Annotated in this window: 14 protein-coding genes; 5 read left to right on the top strand and 9 right to left on the bottom strand. The window is 60.7% G+C overall.

Annotated elements, in window-relative coordinates:
* The first annotated feature begins 353 nt into the window (after nucleotides 1-353).
* Together AACY07_RS15710 and AACY07_RS15705 are read left to right on the top strand one after the other, a co-directional pair.
* Nucleotides 354-1,454: a polyamine ABC transporter substrate-binding protein gene (locus AACY07_RS15710; RefSeq protein ID WP_339475881.1), complete on the top strand. Its 1,101-nt coding sequence runs from the start codon at nucleotides 354-356 to the stop codon at nucleotides 1,452-1,454.
* Between the two features lie 89 nt (nucleotides 1,455-1,543).
* A complete protein-coding gene (locus AACY07_RS15705) occupies nucleotides 1,544-2,644 on the top strand; it encodes a DmpA family aminopeptidase (protein WP_133078519.1) in 1,101 nt (366 codons plus the stop codon).
* A 109-nt stretch (nucleotides 2,645-2,753) separates the two neighbouring features.
* On the opposite strand, the gene AACY07_RS15700 is transcribed toward AACY07_RS15705, so the two are convergent.
* Together AACY07_RS15700 and AACY07_RS15695 are read right to left on the bottom strand one after the other, a co-directional pair.
* On the bottom strand, nucleotides 2,754-4,493 hold the full coding sequence (locus AACY07_RS15700) for a dipeptidase (protein WP_339475879.1): 1,740 nt from the start codon (nucleotides 4,491-4,493) through the stop codon (nucleotides 2,754-2,756).
* A gap of 102 nt (nucleotides 4,494-4,595) precedes the next feature.
* A complete protein-coding gene (locus AACY07_RS15695; RefSeq protein WP_133078521.1) occupies nucleotides 4,596-5,378 on the bottom strand; it encodes a response regulator transcription factor in 783 nt (260 codons plus the stop codon).
* Nucleotides 5,379-5,471: 93 nt separating this feature from the next.
* Here AACY07_RS15695 and AACY07_RS15690 point away from each other — a divergent pair, with 93 nt between their 5' ends.
* Both AACY07_RS15690 and AACY07_RS15685 read left to right on the top strand, forming a co-directional pair.
* Nucleotides 5,472-6,290 (top strand): carbon-nitrogen hydrolase family protein, encoded by an 819-nt coding sequence (locus AACY07_RS15690; RefSeq protein WP_133078522.1) that lies wholly within the window; start codon nucleotides 5,472-5,474, stop codon nucleotides 6,288-6,290.
* Between the two features lie 2 nt (nucleotides 6,291-6,292).
* The gene (locus AACY07_RS15685; RefSeq protein WP_339475875.1) at nucleotides 6,293-7,393 is read left to right on the top strand and encodes a polyamine ABC transporter substrate-binding protein; all 1,101 of its coding nucleotides are present in this window, start codon (nucleotides 6,293-6,295) and stop codon (nucleotides 7,391-7,393) included.
* Nucleotides 7,394-7,514: 121 nt separating this feature from the next.
* Here AACY07_RS15685 and AACY07_RS15680 read toward each other — a convergent pair whose 3' ends face one another.
* From AACY07_RS15680 to nikA, 5 genes are read right to left on the bottom strand one after another with little or no spacing between them, the layout of a single operon-like run.
* On the bottom strand, nucleotides 7,515-8,300 hold the full coding sequence (locus tag AACY07_RS15680) for an ATP-binding cassette domain-containing protein (protein ID WP_219262714.1): 786 nt from the start codon (nucleotides 8,298-8,300) through the stop codon (nucleotides 7,515-7,517).
* On the bottom strand, nucleotides 8,297-9,070 hold the full coding sequence (locus AACY07_RS15675; RefSeq protein WP_339475873.1) for an ATP-binding cassette domain-containing protein: 774 nt from the start codon (nucleotides 9,068-9,070) through the stop codon (nucleotides 8,297-8,299). Before AACY07_RS15675 ends, AACY07_RS15680 begins: the two co-directional genes overlap by 4 nt.
* Nucleotides 9,067-9,912, bottom strand: a complete 846-nt coding sequence (nikC, locus tag AACY07_RS15670) for a nickel ABC transporter permease subunit NikC (protein WP_219262716.1) — start codon at nucleotides 9,910-9,912, stop codon at nucleotides 9,067-9,069. The genes AACY07_RS15675 and nikC overlap by 4 nt, the downstream gene beginning before the upstream one ends.
* Nucleotides 9,909-10,850: a nickel ABC transporter permease subunit NikB gene (gene nikB / locus AACY07_RS15665; RefSeq protein ID WP_133078527.1), complete on the bottom strand. Its 942-nt coding sequence runs from the start codon at nucleotides 10,848-10,850 to the stop codon at nucleotides 9,909-9,911. Before nikB ends, nikC begins: the two co-directional genes overlap by 4 nt.
* A gap of 2 nt (nucleotides 10,851-10,852) precedes the next feature.
* A complete protein-coding gene (gene nikA / locus AACY07_RS15660) occupies nucleotides 10,853-12,427 on the bottom strand; it encodes a nickel ABC transporter substrate-binding protein (protein WP_339475871.1) in 1,575 nt (524 codons plus the stop codon).
* 90 nt (nucleotides 12,428-12,517) lie between these two features.
* Here nikA and nikR point away from each other — a divergent pair, with 90 nt between their 5' ends.
* The gene (gene nikR, locus AACY07_RS15655; RefSeq protein WP_339475868.1) at nucleotides 12,518-12,916 is read left to right on the top strand and encodes a nickel-responsive transcriptional regulator NikR; all 399 of its coding nucleotides are present in this window, start codon (nucleotides 12,518-12,520) and stop codon (nucleotides 12,914-12,916) included.
* Nucleotides 12,917-13,676: 760 nt separating this feature from the next.
* On the opposite strand, the gene AACY07_RS15650 is transcribed toward nikR, so the two are convergent.
* Both AACY07_RS15650 and mhpT read right to left on the bottom strand, forming a co-directional pair.
* Nucleotides 13,677-14,888, bottom strand: a complete 1,212-nt coding sequence (locus tag AACY07_RS15650; protein WP_339475866.1) for an MFS transporter — start codon at nucleotides 14,886-14,888, stop codon at nucleotides 13,677-13,679.
* 160 nt (nucleotides 14,889-15,048) lie between these two features.
* On the bottom strand, nucleotides 15,049-16,269 hold the full coding sequence (gene mhpT / locus AACY07_RS15645; protein ID WP_339475863.1) for a 3-(3-hydroxy-phenyl)propionate transporter MhpT: 1,221 nt from the start codon (nucleotides 16,267-16,269) through the stop codon (nucleotides 15,049-15,051).
* Between the last annotated feature and the right edge of the window lie 18 nt (nucleotides 16,270-16,287).

Here is a 16,287-nt window from a genome sequence, read left to right as displayed (position 1 = left end):
CCGAGTCCACTGCCTGGCACAAATCCCTGTGGGAGCGGGCTTGCTCGCGATGGCATCTACACGGTTTGGCGCAAAGACCGCGTCGCCAGCATCGCAGACAAGCCAGCTCCCACAGGTCTTGCGTTAGCCCCTGAATCTGCGTCCCGGACATAGAATCGGACACGCACAATGGCCATATAAATCCCCTTTTGGCCTGCCTCCCTCTGTGATCGGTTCTGGCTGTCGGCAAGAATCAACCCCACCACTCAAATAACAACAAATCCTTTCGTCCTTACCCTCGGCCTTCTACAGGCCTCTGCCGTGTACAGAACATAACAACTATCGATCTCACGCCGAACCTGGGGAACTGATCCATGGACACTCTGAAATGCTTACTGGGCGCCACTGTCTGTGGGCTCACGCTGCTGGCCACCAGCCTACATGCCGAACAGCGCGAGTTGCGGGTTTACAACTGGGCGGACTATATCCTGCCGTCCGTTCCCAAGGACTTCGCCAAACAGACGGGCATCAAGGTGACCTGGGATTCTTTCGACACCAATGAAGCCCTTGAAGCCAAGCTGCTGACCGGCAACTCTGGGTATGACCTGGTGGTGCCGTCCAATCAGTTTCTCGATACCCAGATCAAGGCGGGAGTGTTCCAGAAACTGGACAAGTCCAAGCTGCCCAACTGGCAGCACCAGGACCCGGCCCTGCTCAAGTTGCTGGAGACCAATGACCCTGGCAACCAGTACGCGGTGCCTTATATGTACGGCACGGTACTGATCGGCTTCAACCCGGCCAAGGTCAAGGCCGCGCTGGGCGAGAATGCTCCGGTGGACAGCTGGGATCTGGTGTTCAAGCCCGAAAACATGGCCAAGCTGAAATCCTGCGGCGTGGCGATGCTTGATTCCCCCTCGGAAATCCTGCCGTTGGCGCTGCATTATCTGGGACTGGACCCCAACAGCCAGAACCCGGCCGATTATGAAAAAGCCAAGGAGCTGATGCTCAAGGTCCGCCCCTACGTGACCTACTTCAACTCGGCCAAGTACATGACCGATATCGCCAATGGCGACATCTGCGTGGCCATCGGTTATTCGGGCAGTTTCTACCAGTTCGGCAATCGCGCCAAAGAGTCGGGTAACGGTGTCGTGGTCGACTGGCGCTTGCCCAAAGAGGGCGCGCCGATCTGGTTTGACACCTTCGCCATCCCTAAAAGCGCGAAAAATGTCGAAGAGGCCCACGAGTTCCTTAACCACCTGCTCGAGCCCAAGGTCATTGCCGGGATCAGTGATTTCCTTGGCTACCCCAATGCCAACAAGGACTCCCTGGCGCTGATCAACAAGGACATCACCGCCAATCCGAACCTGACCCCAACCAGCGAGGCGTTGAAATCCCTGTACGTGGTGCAGCCGCTGCCGCAGAAAATGGAACGGGTGCGCACCCGGGTCTGGACCAGTATCAAGTCGGACAAGTAACCCCTCAGGGGTAGTGAATGGGGGTTATCGTCAAGTGCCTGCCGGGTTCCTAAACTGGGGGCACTTAATCGAACGACGAGAACAGCACCATGCGTATCCGAGAGCTTGGCATCACTATCGGTTCAGGTACCCCGGGCGTGTACAACGCCATCACCGACGTACCGGGTGTGCGAGTGGGGCATCACACGCTCAATGTTGAAACCGATGGGGTTTCCATCCATTCCGGTGTCACCGTGATTGAGCCGCGGGCCGGAGCCACCCATTTGCAGCCGTGCTTTGCAGGCGTGCATGTGCTCAACGGCAACGGCGATGCCACGGGGCTGGAGTGGATCCGGGAGGCGGGCTTGCTGACCTCGCCCATTGCCTACACCAACACCCACAGTGTCGGCGTGGTTCGCGATGCGCTGGTAGCTGCCGAGCGGGAGATGGGCAAGCAACATACCTACTGGTGCATGCCCGTGGTGCTGGAGACCTACGACGGAACGTTGAACGATATCTGGGGCCAGCACGTGACTGCCGAGCATCTGCAACTTGCCCTGCAAGCGGCCGAGTCCGGGCCTGTGGCAGAGGGCAACGTGGGGGGCGGTACCGGAATGATCTGCCACGAATTCAAGGGCGGGATCGGCACGTCATCACGGGTATTGAGCCCGGAGCAGGGGGGCTGGACGGTAGGGGCGCTGGTGCAGGCCAACTACGGCGTGCGTGAAGCCTTGCGGGTGGGCGGCTACCCGGTCGGCACGGTGCTGGATGACGTGCCATCGCCCTTCAAAAGCGGGGTCAATGTCGGCGTGCCGGGCATGGGCTCGATCGTGATTACCCTTGCCACCGACGCGCCCTTGTTGCCCCATCAGTGCACCCGTCTTGCACAGCGTGCCAGTGTCGGGTTGGCGCGGGTGGGGGGAGGAACCGAGGACTCCAGCGGCGATATCTTCATTGCCTTCGCGGTGGGCAACCAGAACTTGCCAGCGGCCAACTTCGGTCATCCGGGTGAGCCGACAACGGCGTTGCAGATGGTCAACAACGACTACATCTCGCCGCTGTTCGTGGCAGCGGCCGATGCGGTAGAAGAAGCCATTCTCAATGCCATGCTGGGCGCCGATGACCTGACAGGCTGTGGCCATACGGTGCTGGCGCTCAAGCCTGAGCGATTGCTGGCGGCGCTCAGGCAGGTGGGCTGGAAAGCACCTTGAGCCTGTAGTCGCTGCCGAGGCACGAAGGCTGCGAGCCTTTAGCGATATACATCGCCAATCGCAGCCTTCGTGCCTCGGCAGCGACTACGGCCGGGGGCGGGATATTGGTTCAGAGCTTCGGCAATTGCCCGACGCGAGCCATCATTTCGGTGACGATCTGCAAGTCCAGCATGAACTGCTCGACCGTCTTGAACTCGTTGTCGGTATGGCCGGTGTACTTGACGTTGGGCATGGCCAGACCGAACTGCACGCCATTGGGCAGTTCATGGACCGATGTCGCACCCGCCGAGGTGCCGAAGGTGTGTTCCATGCCGAGGTTTTCGCTGGCTACGGCCAGCAGCGCCTTGACCCATTCACCCTCCGGGTTGCGGTACATCGGTTCGGCGATGGTGTAGTCAAACGTCACCGCCACCTGCTTGCTCTTGCTCCAGGCATCCAGCTTCCCGGCAATCTGCTCCTTGAGCGCCTGCGGGGACTTGCCCTTGGGCACGCGCAGGTTCACGGCAAGCTTGAGGGCCTTGTCATCCAGCCCGACAAACGTCAGTGACGTGGTCAGCGGCCCCATGAACCCGTCGGCAAAACCAATCCCCAACTTGCCACCTTCGTAGTCCAGGCCCCAGTTCTCGGCGCCATAGTGGGCGGCATCGGTAATGTGGTTGTGCTTGAGGGCGACCTGGCCATCAATGCTGCTGATGAAGTCCAGCATCCTTGCCACCGGATTGACCCCGGACTCGGGCTCTGAGGAGTGGGCAGACACCCCCGTGACGGTCAGCACGACATCCTTGCCGACCACCTTGGCGCTCACTTCGAAATTCCCGCCATTGCGCCTGGCATAGTCGGCACCGGCTTTATTCAACGTGGCGGCCAGCTCTTCAGGCGTGTCCGTGACCAGGGTGGCGACCGAGGTCGACGGGATCTGATTGGTTGCCATGCCGCCCGTGAGCGAGATGATTTCCGCGCCCTGACCCTCGGCGTTACGCCGCGCAAAGGTGGCCATGACCGTGCCGTAGCCTTTCTCGGCAATCACTACGGGGTAGCCGCCATCCAGCGCCAGGTTGTAGTTGGGGACCGGGTTGTTTTCGAAGTAATAGGGGATGGCGTCACCGGAGGTTTCCTCGGTGGTGTCGATCAGCAGCTTGAAGTTTCTGGCCAGCGGCAACTTCTCCTCCTTGATCACTTTCATGGCGTACATCGCCACCACAATCCCGTTTTTGTCATCCTCGGTGCCACGACCGTACATGCGATCGCCAATCAGGGTGACCTTGAACGGATCGAGTTTAGTGCCGTCCTTGAGCACCCAGTTTTCCGGGGTTACCGGCACCACGTCAGCGTGGGCGTGAATACCGACCACTTCATCGCCACTGCCTTGCAGGGTGACTTCATAGACGCGGTTGTCGACATTGCGAAAGTTCAGGTCGAAGGCCTGGGCAAGGCCCTTGATCTTGTCGGCGATCTTGATGAATTGCGGGTTTTCGTACTGGGGCACGCCGTCCAGGTTGACGGTCGGGATGGCAACCAGCTCACGCAGGGTCTGGGTGGCCTCCTTGCCGTATTTCAACCGCGTGTAGAGGCCCAGCAGACGATAGATTTCGTTCTGTTGCTCAGGGGTCAATGCCTTGTTGTCGAGAAAGGCGTTGAGGGTCGGCTGCAGGTTGTCGGCCTTGGCCAGATCGCTCTTGGCCAGCGCACCCAGAAAATGCCTGAAGTCAGTGACCGGGGTTTCACTGAAGGTCTTGAGGATGGTCGCGCTCTGTTGCGGCGTGATGGTGGCGTGGGCAGCGGTGCTGAACGCCGCAAGGCTGGCCATCATCAATGTCGCGGCGGCCAGGTGCTTAAGTGGAAAGTGCATGGTGTGGGGCATTCCTTTGCGGGCAGTGGGGTGGAAATGGAGGTAAATGAAACAAAACATTTCCAAACTTACACTGCAAGGAAGTGCAACGGTAGGTGCTTTTTATTCCTGCGCCTGTAAAAACAGCGAGAACAGTTCGGACTGTGACTTGATTCCCAGCTTGCTGTACATGTGCTTGCGATGCACCTTCACCGTCTCTGCGGAAATCGCCAGTTTTCGGGCAACTTCCTTGTTCGAACAGCCGCTTAGCAGCAATAGCCCCACCTCCATTTCCCGTGCGGTCAAGGGTGTACTCAACTGCTCGGTGGCGGTTTCCAGGCGGCTTTGCCAGTTGGGCGTCAGCTCTGCTGCCTCCCTGGGTTCACGCTCGAACACCAGGCGCTGGCGCATCAGTGCGGCCACCCAAGGCTGTACCAGCCCCAGCAATGCGGTCTGTTCCAGGCTGAACCGGCACTGGCTGCCCAGGGACAGGCTCAGGGTTCGTTCATTGTCGAGTTGCACATTGATATGCACCTCGTCGGTGACGATATTCAGGCGGAAGTAGCGTTGGTAGTAATCGGTCTGTTCAAAGCATTCCGGGGCCACGTCCTGCAGCCGGAACAGCCCGCTTTTCGGTGATTCGCGGTTGGCAATGTAGAACGGATCCAGCAGGTACAGGCCCTTGAGATAATCCTGGAACAGTGAATCCATACCGCCGTCCTCGCCGGGGGACTCGGCCAGAACCTGCGGTTTGCCGGCGCTATAGATCAGCACCACCCAGTTATCCACGGGCACATAGCGCCCCAGCAAACGCACCAGCGCCGTCCAGAAATTGGGCTGGTCGAGGGTTTCGATCACCCGGCCCACCGCGTCATGCCAAGCCACATCCTGCAACGTCAGATTCATCTCACTACCCATTGGGTGTTACCCCATCGAAGTCATTTAAAGGCGCTGTGCCGCGCACCATACTCGGCTCATCCCTGGGTAAAAGGACCTGAGATGAACATTGAAATGGTGCAACTGGCTGGCCGTGACGGCGACACCGCTTATAACCTGTCGCGCACATTGAATGCCATCGCCACCTGCGCTGGCGATACGGATTTGCTGGTGTTTCCAGAGACCCACCTGACCGGATTTGTCGGCGGCCAACAGCTGGCACAGGTGGCCGAGCCCCTGGACGGTCCGACTCTGCACGCTGTGCTGCAGGCCGTACGGGAGCGTGGTGTCGGTGTGGTGGTCGGGATTGCCGAGGTCCATGAGGGCACGTTCTACAACACCTCGGTACTGGTGACGCCCGAGGGGATCGCGCTGCACTACCGCAAGACCCATCTTTGGCCCTCGGAGCGTGGCGACTTCTGCCCTGGCGACCGTTTTACCACCGTTGTGTGGCAGGGCGTTCGGATTGGCCTGCTGATCTGTTACGACATAGAACTGCCGGAAACCAGCCGGGCCCTGGCGCAACTGGGGGCCGAACTGATCATCGTCACCAACGGCAACATGGATCCCTATGGCCCTGTGCACCGCACGGCAATCATGGCCCGCGCCCAGGAAAACCAGGCATTCGCCGTGATGGTCAACCGCGTAGGGGCAGGGGACGACGGGCTGGTGTTTGCGGGTGGCAGCATGGCGGTCGACCCGTTTGGGCGGGTGCTGGTTGAAGCCGGGCGCGAAGAAAATCGCCAGGTGGTGGCGCTGGATTTTGATCAGCTGAAGGCTGCCCGCCGTGATTACGACTACCTCAAGGATCGCCGTTTGTTGCTGTCGGGCACACAGCTCGAACATGCAGACGGTCGTCGCGAACTGTTGATCGGAGCCTGAACATGAATAATAAAAACGGTATGCGCCTGGCCCTGGCCGCGGTGTTGAGTTGCAGCCTCGCGAGCGCGGTTGCGGCGCAACAGCAGGTGAACATCTACAACTGGTACGACTTTATTGCCCCCGACACGATGAAAAACTTTAAGGCCGAAAGTGGAATCGGCTCGATGTACGACGTGTTCGATAACAGCGATGTGATGCAAAGCAAGCTGATGGCCGGGCGCAGTGGCTATGACGTTGTCGTGGCCACCGGGGATCTGCTGCCCAACCTGATCAAGGCCGGGGTGCTCAAGGAGCTGGACCCTGCGCAGTTGCCCAATCGCTCACACCTGGACCCGGACATCCTGGCCAAGATGCAGAGTAACGATCCGGGTAATCGCTACGCCGTGCCTTACCTGTGGGGCACCACGGGGGTGGGCTATGACGTCGACAAGGTCAGGGCCGTACTGGGGGTGGATGCGCCGGTCGATTCCTGGGACCTGATCTTCAAGCCCGAGAACCTGAGCAAGCTCAGCCAGTGTGGCGTGGCGATGCTGGACGCTCCCAGTGAAATCATCCCTATCGCCCTGCATTACCTGGGGCTGCCCTACAACAGCACCAACCCCCAGGACTACCAGAAGGCCGAGGCCTTGCTGCTGACGCTGCGGCCTTACATTCGCTATTTTGACTCGTCCAAATTCATCACGGACCTGGCCAATGGCAACGTGTGTGTGGTGGTGGGTTGGGCAGGCGGGGTGCAGGACGCCAAGACCGCCTCCCAAGTGGCCGGCAATGGACGAAACATCCGTTACAGCATTCCTCGCGAAGGTGCGCCGATCTGGGTCGAAAGCATGGTCTTGCTCAAGGACGCGCCCAACCCGCAGCAGGGCCTGGCATTCATCAACTACATGCTGCGTCCGCAGGTGATTGCGCAGACCTCGACCTACCTCAAATACCCCAATGCCAATCAGGATTCCAGGGCGCTGATAGACGAAAAAATCCGCGACAACCCGGAAATTTACCCCGGCAAGGACGTTATGCAGACGCTGTTCCCGCTTGAGCCGCTGCCCCTGAAACTTGAGCGGGTACGGACACGGGTATGGAGCAAGGTTAAAAGCGGGACGTGAGCCTCACAAAACCAGAGCTTCATCATCACGGTGGGAGCGGGCTTGCTCGCGATGCAGGAGGCGCGGTTTTCCGTTGAACCGCACCGCCTGCATCGCGAGCAAGCCCGCTCCCACAGGAGTGCTAAAGAATCGCCGTCTCGCGACAGACTTTGCTCGCCCTCGGCATCGCCGGCAGCACTGCTTCTTGCAAGGTCCGTGCTGCCGGGTGGGTAAAGCGCATTTGCGGGGTGACGGGCATGTCCTCCACCAGTTTGCCTTCGGCCAATACCACCACTCGCTGGCAAAAACGCTGCACCAGGCTCAAGTCATGGGTAATCAGCAAAAAACCCGTGCCGCAGTCGCGCCGTACTTGTGCCAGCAAATCCAGAATCTGCACTTGCAGCACCCGATCAAGGTTGGACAGGGCTTCGTCGAGAATAATCAGCTGAGGCCCGATCGCCATGGCCCGGGCAATCCCGGCGCGCTGCAGTTGGCCGCCGCTCAGTTGCGCGGGGAGTTTGTCGATGTCCCGGGCTTCCAGCTGGACCTGCTGCAACAGGTGTTCAACCCGGGCCTTGCACGACTCGGTAGACATTGTGCTGAGATGGCGCAGAGGCTCGGCAATGCTCCAGCCAATGCTGCGCTGGGGGTTGAAGGCGCTGAGGGCGTCCTGGAATACCATCTGCACGCTTTGCAAAAACGGCGGCTGGCCATTGAACACGATGCTGCCCTGATCGGCGGTTTCCAGGCCCATCAGCAGGCGCGCCAATGTGCTTTTGCCGCTGCCGCTGCCCCCCAGCAGGCCAAGGCTCTGGCCTTGCTCCAGGTCCAGATTCAATCCGTCGAGCACGTGCACTCGATGCCGTTTGCTGAAAAAACCGCCAGCGGTGTAACCGTGACTCAGGTCGCGTACTTGAATAAAGCTCATGGCGCGCAGCCCTCCAGGGTCAATGAGTGATGCGCCGCCAACAGCGTGCGCGCTTCCTTGCTTTGCGGTGCGTTGAACAGCTCATGCACACCGGCATGCTCGACAATCCGCCCGTTGGCCATGACGCTGACCCGGTCGGCGCAGCGCGCGACGACGCCCATGTCATGGGTGATCAGCAGCACGCCCAGGTTGCGTTGTTCCACCAGCCGCTCGAGCAGGTCGAGAAAGCGGGCCTGGGCCACAACATCCAGATCGCTGGTGGGTTCGTCGGCCAGCAAAAAGCGGCTGTCGGCCAGCAGGGCCAGGGCAATCATCATCCGCTGCAGCATGCCGCCGCTCAGTTGAAAGGCGAATGAGTCGAGTACCCGCTGATCATCGTGCAAACCCACTTCGTGCAAGGTGGTCTGGATCAGCCGCTCGGCCTCGGCGCCTCCCAGGCCTCGGGTCTGAAGGGTTTCGAGTGCGTGCTGGCGCAATGAGCGCACCGGGTTGAAGGCGCTGCGCGGGTTTTGCAGCACCAGCGCCACTTCACGGCCGCGCAGGTGCGTGGCCTCAACCGGGCGCCCGTCCAGCAGCAAGGTTGCGCCGCTGCTGTGGACACCCGGGGGCAATAAATCGAGGATGCCCAGGCTGGTCATGGACTTGCCGGAACCGCTGGCGCCCACCAGTGCATGCACCTGGCCAGCCTTGAGGGTCAGTTCCACCCGGTCAACCAGGGTGCGTTGCTGGTGTTTGAGGGTCAGGTCGCGAATGGTCAATGTGTGCTTCATTCCTTGATCTCCGCCAGTACGCTTGGGTCGAGCCGGTCACGCAATGCATCGCCCAGCAGGTTGAAGGCCATGACCGAGATAAAGATCATCAGGCCGGGCCAGAGCAGGAGCTGCGGCTGGGTCCAGATAAACTCCTTGGCGTCGTTGATCATCACCCCCCACTCGGGCGTCGGCGGGCTGACGCCCAGACCGAGAAAGGACAGGCCCGAGACGTGCAGCATCATATGGCCGATGTCCATCGACGCCAGGACCAGCAGTTGCCCCACGACGTTGGGCATCACGTGCTGGCGCAGGCGGGTCAGGCGTGAAGCACCGGCCAGTTGCGAAGCCAGCACATAGTCGCGATTGCGCTGGGCCAGGACCATGCCGCGCACCATCCGCGCATACCAGGCCCAGTGGGACAGGGCGATCGCGATGATGACGTTGGTCAGGCCGGTGCCCAGCAAGGCAATCAGAAAGAACGCCAGCACCAGGGTAGGGAAGGTCAGGAACATGTCGCAAAGACGCATCAGGAACATGTCCACCTTGCCGCCGACGATGCCCGCGATACCGCCAATGACCACGCCCAGCACCAGCACCAGGCCCAGCACCAGCACCACGCTGCCCAGGGACAGTTGCGTCCCGACGATGAGGCGCGAGAGCACGTCGCGCCCCAGGTGGTCGGTGCCCAGCCAATGGCTGGCGCTGGCGGGCAGCAGGCGGTCGTCCAGATTCACCAGGGTGGCGTCGTAAGGCGCCAGCCAGGGGCCGAGCAGCGCCATCACCAGCAGCAGGGCCACCAGTACGTAACCGATGCGCAGGCCGTGTTTTTTGCGGGTATAAGCCGCAGCTATTGCGCTCATGCCATCACCCCCGACAGACGCGTACGTGGATCAAGCCAGGCGTAGCAGATGTCCACCACCAGATTGCACACCACCAGCAGCGTGGTCAGCAGCAGGGTGAAGCACTGCATCACCGGAAAGTCGCGATTGAGCACCGCGCTGACCGCGAAGCGCCCGACACCGGGCCAGGCGAAGATGGTTTCGATCACCAGCGCACCGCCCAGCAACTCGCCGATATGCATGCCCGTGGCGGTCACCAGCGGCATCCAGGCATTGCGCAGGATATGGTCACGCCACACCCGTTTTTCATTGAGGCCACGGGCCCGGGCGTAAAACACATGGCGATGCTGGCGCACGTCGAGCAGGCTGGCGCGCAGCAGGCGGGCGTTGATCGACATCGACATCAGCGCAATGGCCAGGACCGGCATCAGCAGATGCTGCGGGCTGCCCCGGCCCATCGGTGGCAACCAGCCCAGCCACAGGGAGAACAAGGCGATCAGCAGAAATGCCAGCCAGAAATTGGGCATCGACACGCCGATAAAGGTGATGAAACGCACCACCTGATCGGGCCAGCGCCCTTTCCAGCGGGCAGCCGCCAGGCCCAGGGGAATGCTCATCACCAGCGTGGTGAGCAGGGCCAGGCCACCCAGCTGCAAAGTGGCAGGCAGGTAATAGAGGATGTCGTCGAGCACCGGGCGCCCGGTGATATAGGAAATGCCGAAATCGAGATGCAGGGCATTCCACAGCCAGGTGAGGTATTGCTCGGGCAGGGGGCGGTCAAGGCCAAGGGCATGCCGCGCCTCGGCCAGAGCGGTGTCGGTGGGCGGGATCTGCGACAGGCGCAGATAGTCCAGTGCCGGGTCGCCGTTGCCCAGGTGCAGCAGGACAAAGACGATCAACGACACCCCCAGCAGCACCGGGATCAGCAGCACAAGCCGCAGGATGATATAGCGCAGCATGGTTATGGCTTCCCTGTGGTGGGGTGCATGACCTCGAACGGCACGTCAAACAGCGTGCTGCCGAATTGCACGTTGTCGACGTTTTTGCCGCTGACACTGATGGCCGTAAGGTGTGAGATCGGCAGGTACACCGCTTGATCGTGCAGGGTGGTGAGGATTTCGCGGTAATCCTCGGCGCGTTTGCTTTCATCCGTTTCGCCCAGTACGTCGGCGATTTTATGGTCGATGGCGTCCTTCATCGGCAGGCCGCGCTGGGCCATGTAATCCGCGTGGCCTGCGTAGCGCATGGAGCTGACAAATGAGTGGGGGTCATAGGGCGCGCCCCAGGTGTCGGCGAAAATCATGCCGAACTTGCCTTCACGCTGGCGCTGGACCAGGGCGCCGTCTTCTTCGGCGCGCAACTTGACCTCGATACCGACCTTGGCCAACTCCCCCTGAATGATTTCAGCGAGATTTTTTTGCAGGGCGCTGGGGCCCAGAAACACCAGGTCGGTGCTCAGTGGCTTGCCGTCTTTCTCGCGAATGCGTTTACCCGCAGGGACTTTCCAGCCAGCCGCTTCAAGGGTTTTTTTCGCCTGCTCGGGGTCATGGGGCAAAGCCTTGAGGCCAAGATCGGCGTACGGCATGTTACTGGCGAACAGCGCATCGGCACGGGGTTCCTGGCCATGCAGCACCTTGGCGATGATGGTGTCCTTGTCCACGGCCTGATTGATTGCCTGGCGCACCGCCAGTTCATTGGTGGGTGCCAGGCCGGTGTTCATTGCCACGGTGCGAGTGGCCAGTGGTGCCGAAATGGCGGCTTTGAAGCCTGAATCGCGCAGGCGTACGAAAGTGCCCGGCGAAATTTCGCCGTCGGCGCCCTGGATCAGATCGATTTCTCCGGTTTGCAGGGCGATGGCGCGGCTGTCGGGGTCGGAGATGACCTTGACCATGACCGAGTCATAGGCCGGTTTTGGCCCCCAGTAGTGTTCGTTACGGTCGAAGCGGTCGTATTCGCCGCGCCGGGTCTGGGCGAGCACCCAGGGCCCGGTGCCCACCGGCGTGCCCGGCTTGGCGTCGGGTGCGCCAAACCGCAGCGGGCGCACTTGTGCCAGCTCCATCAGGGTCGGGTAATAAGGGTGTTTGAGCACCAGCACCAGCGTGTGCTCGTCCGGCGCTTCGACGCGCTCAAGGGTGGAGACCAGCTCCATCCATTGGTGGCGCTTGCTGTTGGCCAGCACCGCATCAAGGTTGGTTTTGGCGGCACTCGCGTTGAAAGGGCTGCCATCACTGAAAGTTACGTTGTCGCGCAGGGTGAAGGTGTAGGTCTTGCCGTCCGGCGACACGGTCCAGTGAGTTGCGAGCCAGGGTTCCAGGGTGCCCTGTGCCGTGTACCGCACCAGGGGTTCATAGACCATTGCCTGGGCATACATCTGGTTGGGCGAATAGCCTCGGGGGTCCAGCGGACCAGCATTGGTCGGCCATGAATAGGTCAGCGTGGGTGCCGGGGCGGCGGCCCAGGCAGTCGAGATGCCTGCGCTCAGGCAGGCTCCAATCATCCATAAAGCCAGCTGTTTTTTAGTCCGTGACTGCTTCACACTGCTTCTCCCTCAATTGATGGCTATTGGCCTGATCAGATGCTGGGTATGAAGTCTATGTCAAAAGTTCATAACTGCGAGGCTGATTGGATGCAGAGGGTCACTATTTCGCTGGACGATGATTTGTTGGCTGCCATTGATGCGCGTGTGGGCACCCACGGCTATCAGGGGCGCTCCGAGGCCATACGTGATTTATTGCGTGCCGGGTTGCTGGAACCGGAGCAGGGTGACCCGCAAAGTGCCTGTGTCGCGACCTTGAGCTACGTGTATGACCACGCTACGCGGGAGTTGTCCAAGCGTCTGAATACGGCCTTTCATGAGCACCATGACCTGACGCTGTCGACGCTGCATGTGCACCTGGATCAGGGCAAGTGCATGGAAGTCTCGGTGCTCAAGGGCACGGTGGGGGAAGTGGCGGAGCTGGCGCGTCATGTGATGGCCGAGCGTGGGGTTCGGCATGGCAGTGCGCAGATTATTCCGTTGGGCTAGGCGGTCCGGGTACCAAAAGCGCTATGTGGTGGCTTGCGCACGACCTGTAGTCGCTGACGAGCCGTGCGAGGCTGCGATCGTCTTGGTGCACCACTGCGACGTAGCAGTCGTAAAGTCAGCTTCCTCAGTGAATCAGGGATACCGCGTGTACCGGTTTTGCGACCGCTTCGCGCTCGATCGCAGCCTCGTTCTACTCGTCAGCGACTACAAGGGGTAGGTGGCGAATCTGTAGTCGCTGACGAGCCGTGCGAGGCTGCGATCGGCTTGGTGCGCCACTGCGACGTAGCAGTCGTAAAGTCAGCTTCCTCGGTGAATCAGGGATACCGCGTGTACCGGTTTTGCGACCGCTTCGCGCTCGATCGCAGCCTCGTTCTACTCGTCAGCGACTACAAGGGGTAGGTGGCGACCTGTAGTCGCTGACGAGCCGTGCGAGGCTGCGATCGTCTTGGTGCACCACTGCGACGTAGCAGTCGTAAAGTCAGCTTCCTCGGTGAATCAGGGATACCGCGTTTACCGGTTTTGCGACCGCTTCGCGCTCGATCGCAGCCTCGTACTACTCGTCAGCGACTACAAGGGGTAGGTGGCGACCTGTAGTCGCTGACTCGCCATGCGAGGCTGCGATCGTCTTGGTGCGCCACTGCGACGTAGCAGTCGTAAAGTCAGCTTCCTCGGTGAATCAGGGATACCGCGTGTACCGGTTTTGCGACCGCTTCGCGCTCGATCGTAGCCTCGTTCCACTCGTCAACTGCTACGAAGAGGGTTAGACGACGAATCCCGATACATCGCGCAGCAGGTGTCGCCATACCAGTCGGCCCAGGGTAATGGACCAGTTGCACAAGGCAATCCCCAGGATTATCCAGAGCAGGGTGTGCATTCCGTAGTTAACGATGATCTGCCCGGCCAGCCAGGGAAAACCAAATACCCCGACAAAATACGCCAGGCTGAACAGCACCAGCGACTGTGGCGTCAGCCCGGCAGGTGCTTCGTTGGCAGCCAGGCCGTTGATTACCGAGTACGTCAGGCCGTAGCCGACCCCAAGCACAATGGCTGCCAATAAATAGATGAACCCGGAGCTGACAAAGAACATCAGCATCAACACCGAAACCACCATCAAGGCCGTCAGCAAGCAGGACATGACATAGGGGTCGCGCCTGACAATCAACCCCGCAATCAGCAGGCGACAGGTGATTGCGGCACCCATGAAGCCGAGGAAGAAGAGTGAATAGTCCAGCTGGTTGAGCGTCGCGTAAGAGGTTTGAAAACTGGACAACCCTCCGAAGATGGCGCCGCCCAGGCCAACCATCATGATCGCGAACACGGCCTTGGAACGCAGCACCAGCGCAGCAGCCTGCGGCGTGATTTTGCAGGGGGCGACGGAGCCGGGCGTGCTGTGCTGGCGCTTGATTCCAGGGCCGATGACCACAAACATCAGGCCACCCAGCAGGCTGGCAACGGCCGCCACCAGGAATGCCGATTCCACCGGATAACCCAGCGCCTGGGCTGCACGACCGAGCAAGGGACCGGTGCCGATGCCGGTCATCATGCTGCCCGAGAGCAAGGCGAAGTGTTTTACCCGTTGCGCGGGCTCGATGAGCATGGCCACGACGATCGGCCCCAGGGTGTAAAACACTCCCCAGCCCAACCCCAGCAGCAAGCCAAAGATCAGCACCGCGGTGCCATGATCGGGCAGGGTAGCGAAACCCAGGCAGGCGGCGGCCAGCAGCAGGGAGCCACAGGCTATGGCCCTGGGAGCGCCGAACAGGTCGGTCAGGTGGCCGGAAAAAATCACTGCCAGGAAGGTACTCAGCATGGCGACCGAGATGATCGTGCCAGCCTGCGACTCACTGCCGCCGTGGGCACTGAGCATCATGGCCAGTAAAAAAGTGGTGCCATAAGACAACGACAGCAGGTAACTGGCGAGGCAGAAGAGCCCGAAGACGCCCTTGGCCTGTTGGGGGGGAGTGGATGGCATTGCGGGTCGTCCCTGAAGTTCGAGTGTTGTTGTGCGGCACATCGAACGTTAATAACAGACAACCCCTGATCTCAGGATTCAAACCTTTGAATCCTGAGATCGGCAGAACCTAAACAAACACGCTGTCGAGACGCTCCAAGCCACAGAGCGCAGCCTTGGGTTACTGGTCAGCGGCCACAAAACCCGGTTTCAGGCTCGCACTTTGATGGGCGCGGGTAATCACCGTGATGACCGCCAATGCCGCAATGACCAGTCCCGGTGAAGTCGCCAGCAGCACCCCGGTCGTTCCGGCCCCGGCGGCGAGGATCTGACCTGCGGCCAAGGGACCTGCAACCGAACCCAGGCGCCCGATAGCGACCGCAGCGCCGACGCCGGTTGCCCGTACGGCGGTCGGGTACAGCGGCGGAGCCATTGCATACAGCACCAGCTGCGCCGCCATGACAAACAGGCCCACGGCAAAGCCTGCGGTGGCCACGGGCACAATCCCTACCGAAAAGCCGATCCCGGCCAGTGATGCCAGTAGCCCGGCATAGACGCCCAGAACCACCTTGATCGGGTTGCAGCGGTCCAGCAGCAGGCCACCGAGCAAGGAGCCCAAAGCACCGCCTATGTTGAACAGCATTTGCACCATGCCCGCTTGCGGTTTGGTAAAGCCCTGGGCGAGCAGCAGCGTGGGCAGCCAGTTCAGCAGCATGTACATCACGGTCAGGGTAAAGAAGTAACTGAGCCACAACGCCAGGGTCGAACGGGCACGACCTTCACCAAACAGTGCCTGGCCCGTGGACACGCGCAAAGCCTGGCTGACGTCCTGGCGGAAAACCCGGGACTCGGGCAGCAGCATGATCATCAGCGGCACCACCAGCAACGGGGCCAGCCCGCCGATGATAAAGGTGGTCTGCCAGTGGTCATGGGAGAACATCGCCACTACCGCTGCCAATGCGCCGCCCAGTGGCACGCCGCAATACATGATGCTGATCGCTGTGCCACGACGGCGTTCGTCTACCGCTTCGGCACACAGGGCGATCAGGTTGGGCAGGGCAGCGCCCAGGCCAAGGCCCGTCATGAATCGCACCAGCAGCAAGTGGGAGTAGCTGTCTACATAGGCGGTCAACAGGGAGAAGACGCCAAACAGGATGACCGCGCCGATGAGGATTTTTTTACGGCCGATTCGATCGGCAATCCAGCCGCCGAAGAATGCACCGGGCAGCAGGCCGATGATCCCGGCACTGAACACCCAGCCCATCATTTTAGGGTCCAGGGCAAAGGTTTGACGCAGGCCGGCGGCGGCAGTGCCCGCGGCTTGCAGGTCAAACCCTTCGATAAGCGCAACGATAAAGCACAAAGCGATTGTCAGCGTCGAACGATGCTGTGGAGTGTTCATGGACGAACCTCATTATTG

Origin of the sequence: Pseudomonas sp. RL_5y_Pfl2_69, assembly GCF_963970465.1 — a bacterium.
Taxonomy (GTDB): Bacteria; Pseudomonadota; Gammaproteobacteria; order Pseudomonadales; family Pseudomonadaceae; genus Aquipseudomonas.
The sequence above is the reverse complement of the archived record's forward strand: the minus strand, read 5'-3'. Positions and strand labels throughout refer to the sequence as shown.

Excerpts from the sequence above, each read along its gene's own strand:
- AACY07_RS15710 (WP_339475881.1), top strand. The coding sequence starts at position 354 with ATGGACACTCTGAAATGCTTACTGGGCGCCACTGTCTGTGGGCTCACG.
- AACY07_RS15705 (WP_133078519.1), top strand. The coding sequence starts at position 1,544 with ATGCGTATCCGAGAGCTTGGCATCACTATCGGTTCAGGTACCCCGGGC.
- AACY07_RS15700 (WP_339475879.1), bottom strand. The coding sequence starts at position 4,493 with ATGCACTTTCCACTTAAGCACCTGGCCGCCGCGACATTGATGATGGCC.
- AACY07_RS15695 (WP_133078521.1), bottom strand. The coding sequence starts at position 5,378 with ATGAATCTGACGTTGCAGGATGTGGCTTGGCATGACGCGGTGGGCCGG.
- AACY07_RS15690 (WP_133078522.1), top strand. The coding sequence starts at position 5,472 with ATGAACATTGAAATGGTGCAACTGGCTGGCCGTGACGGCGACACCGCT.
- AACY07_RS15685 (WP_339475875.1), top strand. The coding sequence starts at position 6,293 with ATGAATAATAAAAACGGTATGCGCCTGGCCCTGGCCGCGGTGTTGAGT.
- AACY07_RS15680 (WP_219262714.1), bottom strand. The coding sequence starts at position 8,300 with ATGAGCTTTATTCAAGTACGCGACCTGAGTCACGGTTACACCGCTGGC.
- AACY07_RS15675 (WP_339475873.1), bottom strand. The coding sequence starts at position 9,070 with ATGAAGCACACATTGACCATTCGCGACCTGACCCTCAAACACCAGCAA.
- nikC (WP_219262716.1), bottom strand. The coding sequence starts at position 9,912 with ATGAGCGCAATAGCTGCGGCTTATACCCGCAAAAAACACGGCCTGCGC.
- nikB (WP_133078527.1), bottom strand. The coding sequence starts at position 10,850 with ATGCTGCGCTATATCATCCTGCGGCTTGTGCTGCTGATCCCGGTGCTG.
- nikR (WP_339475868.1), top strand. The coding sequence starts at position 12,518 with ATGCAGAGGGTCACTATTTCGCTGGACGATGATTTGTTGGCTGCCATT.
- AACY07_RS15650 (WP_339475866.1), bottom strand. The coding sequence starts at position 14,888 with ATGCCATCCACTCCCCCCCAACAGGCCAAGGGCGTCTTCGGGCTCTTC.
- mhpT (WP_339475863.1), bottom strand. The coding sequence starts at position 16,269 with ATGAACACTCCACAGCATCGTTCGACGCTGACAATCGCTTTGTGCTTT.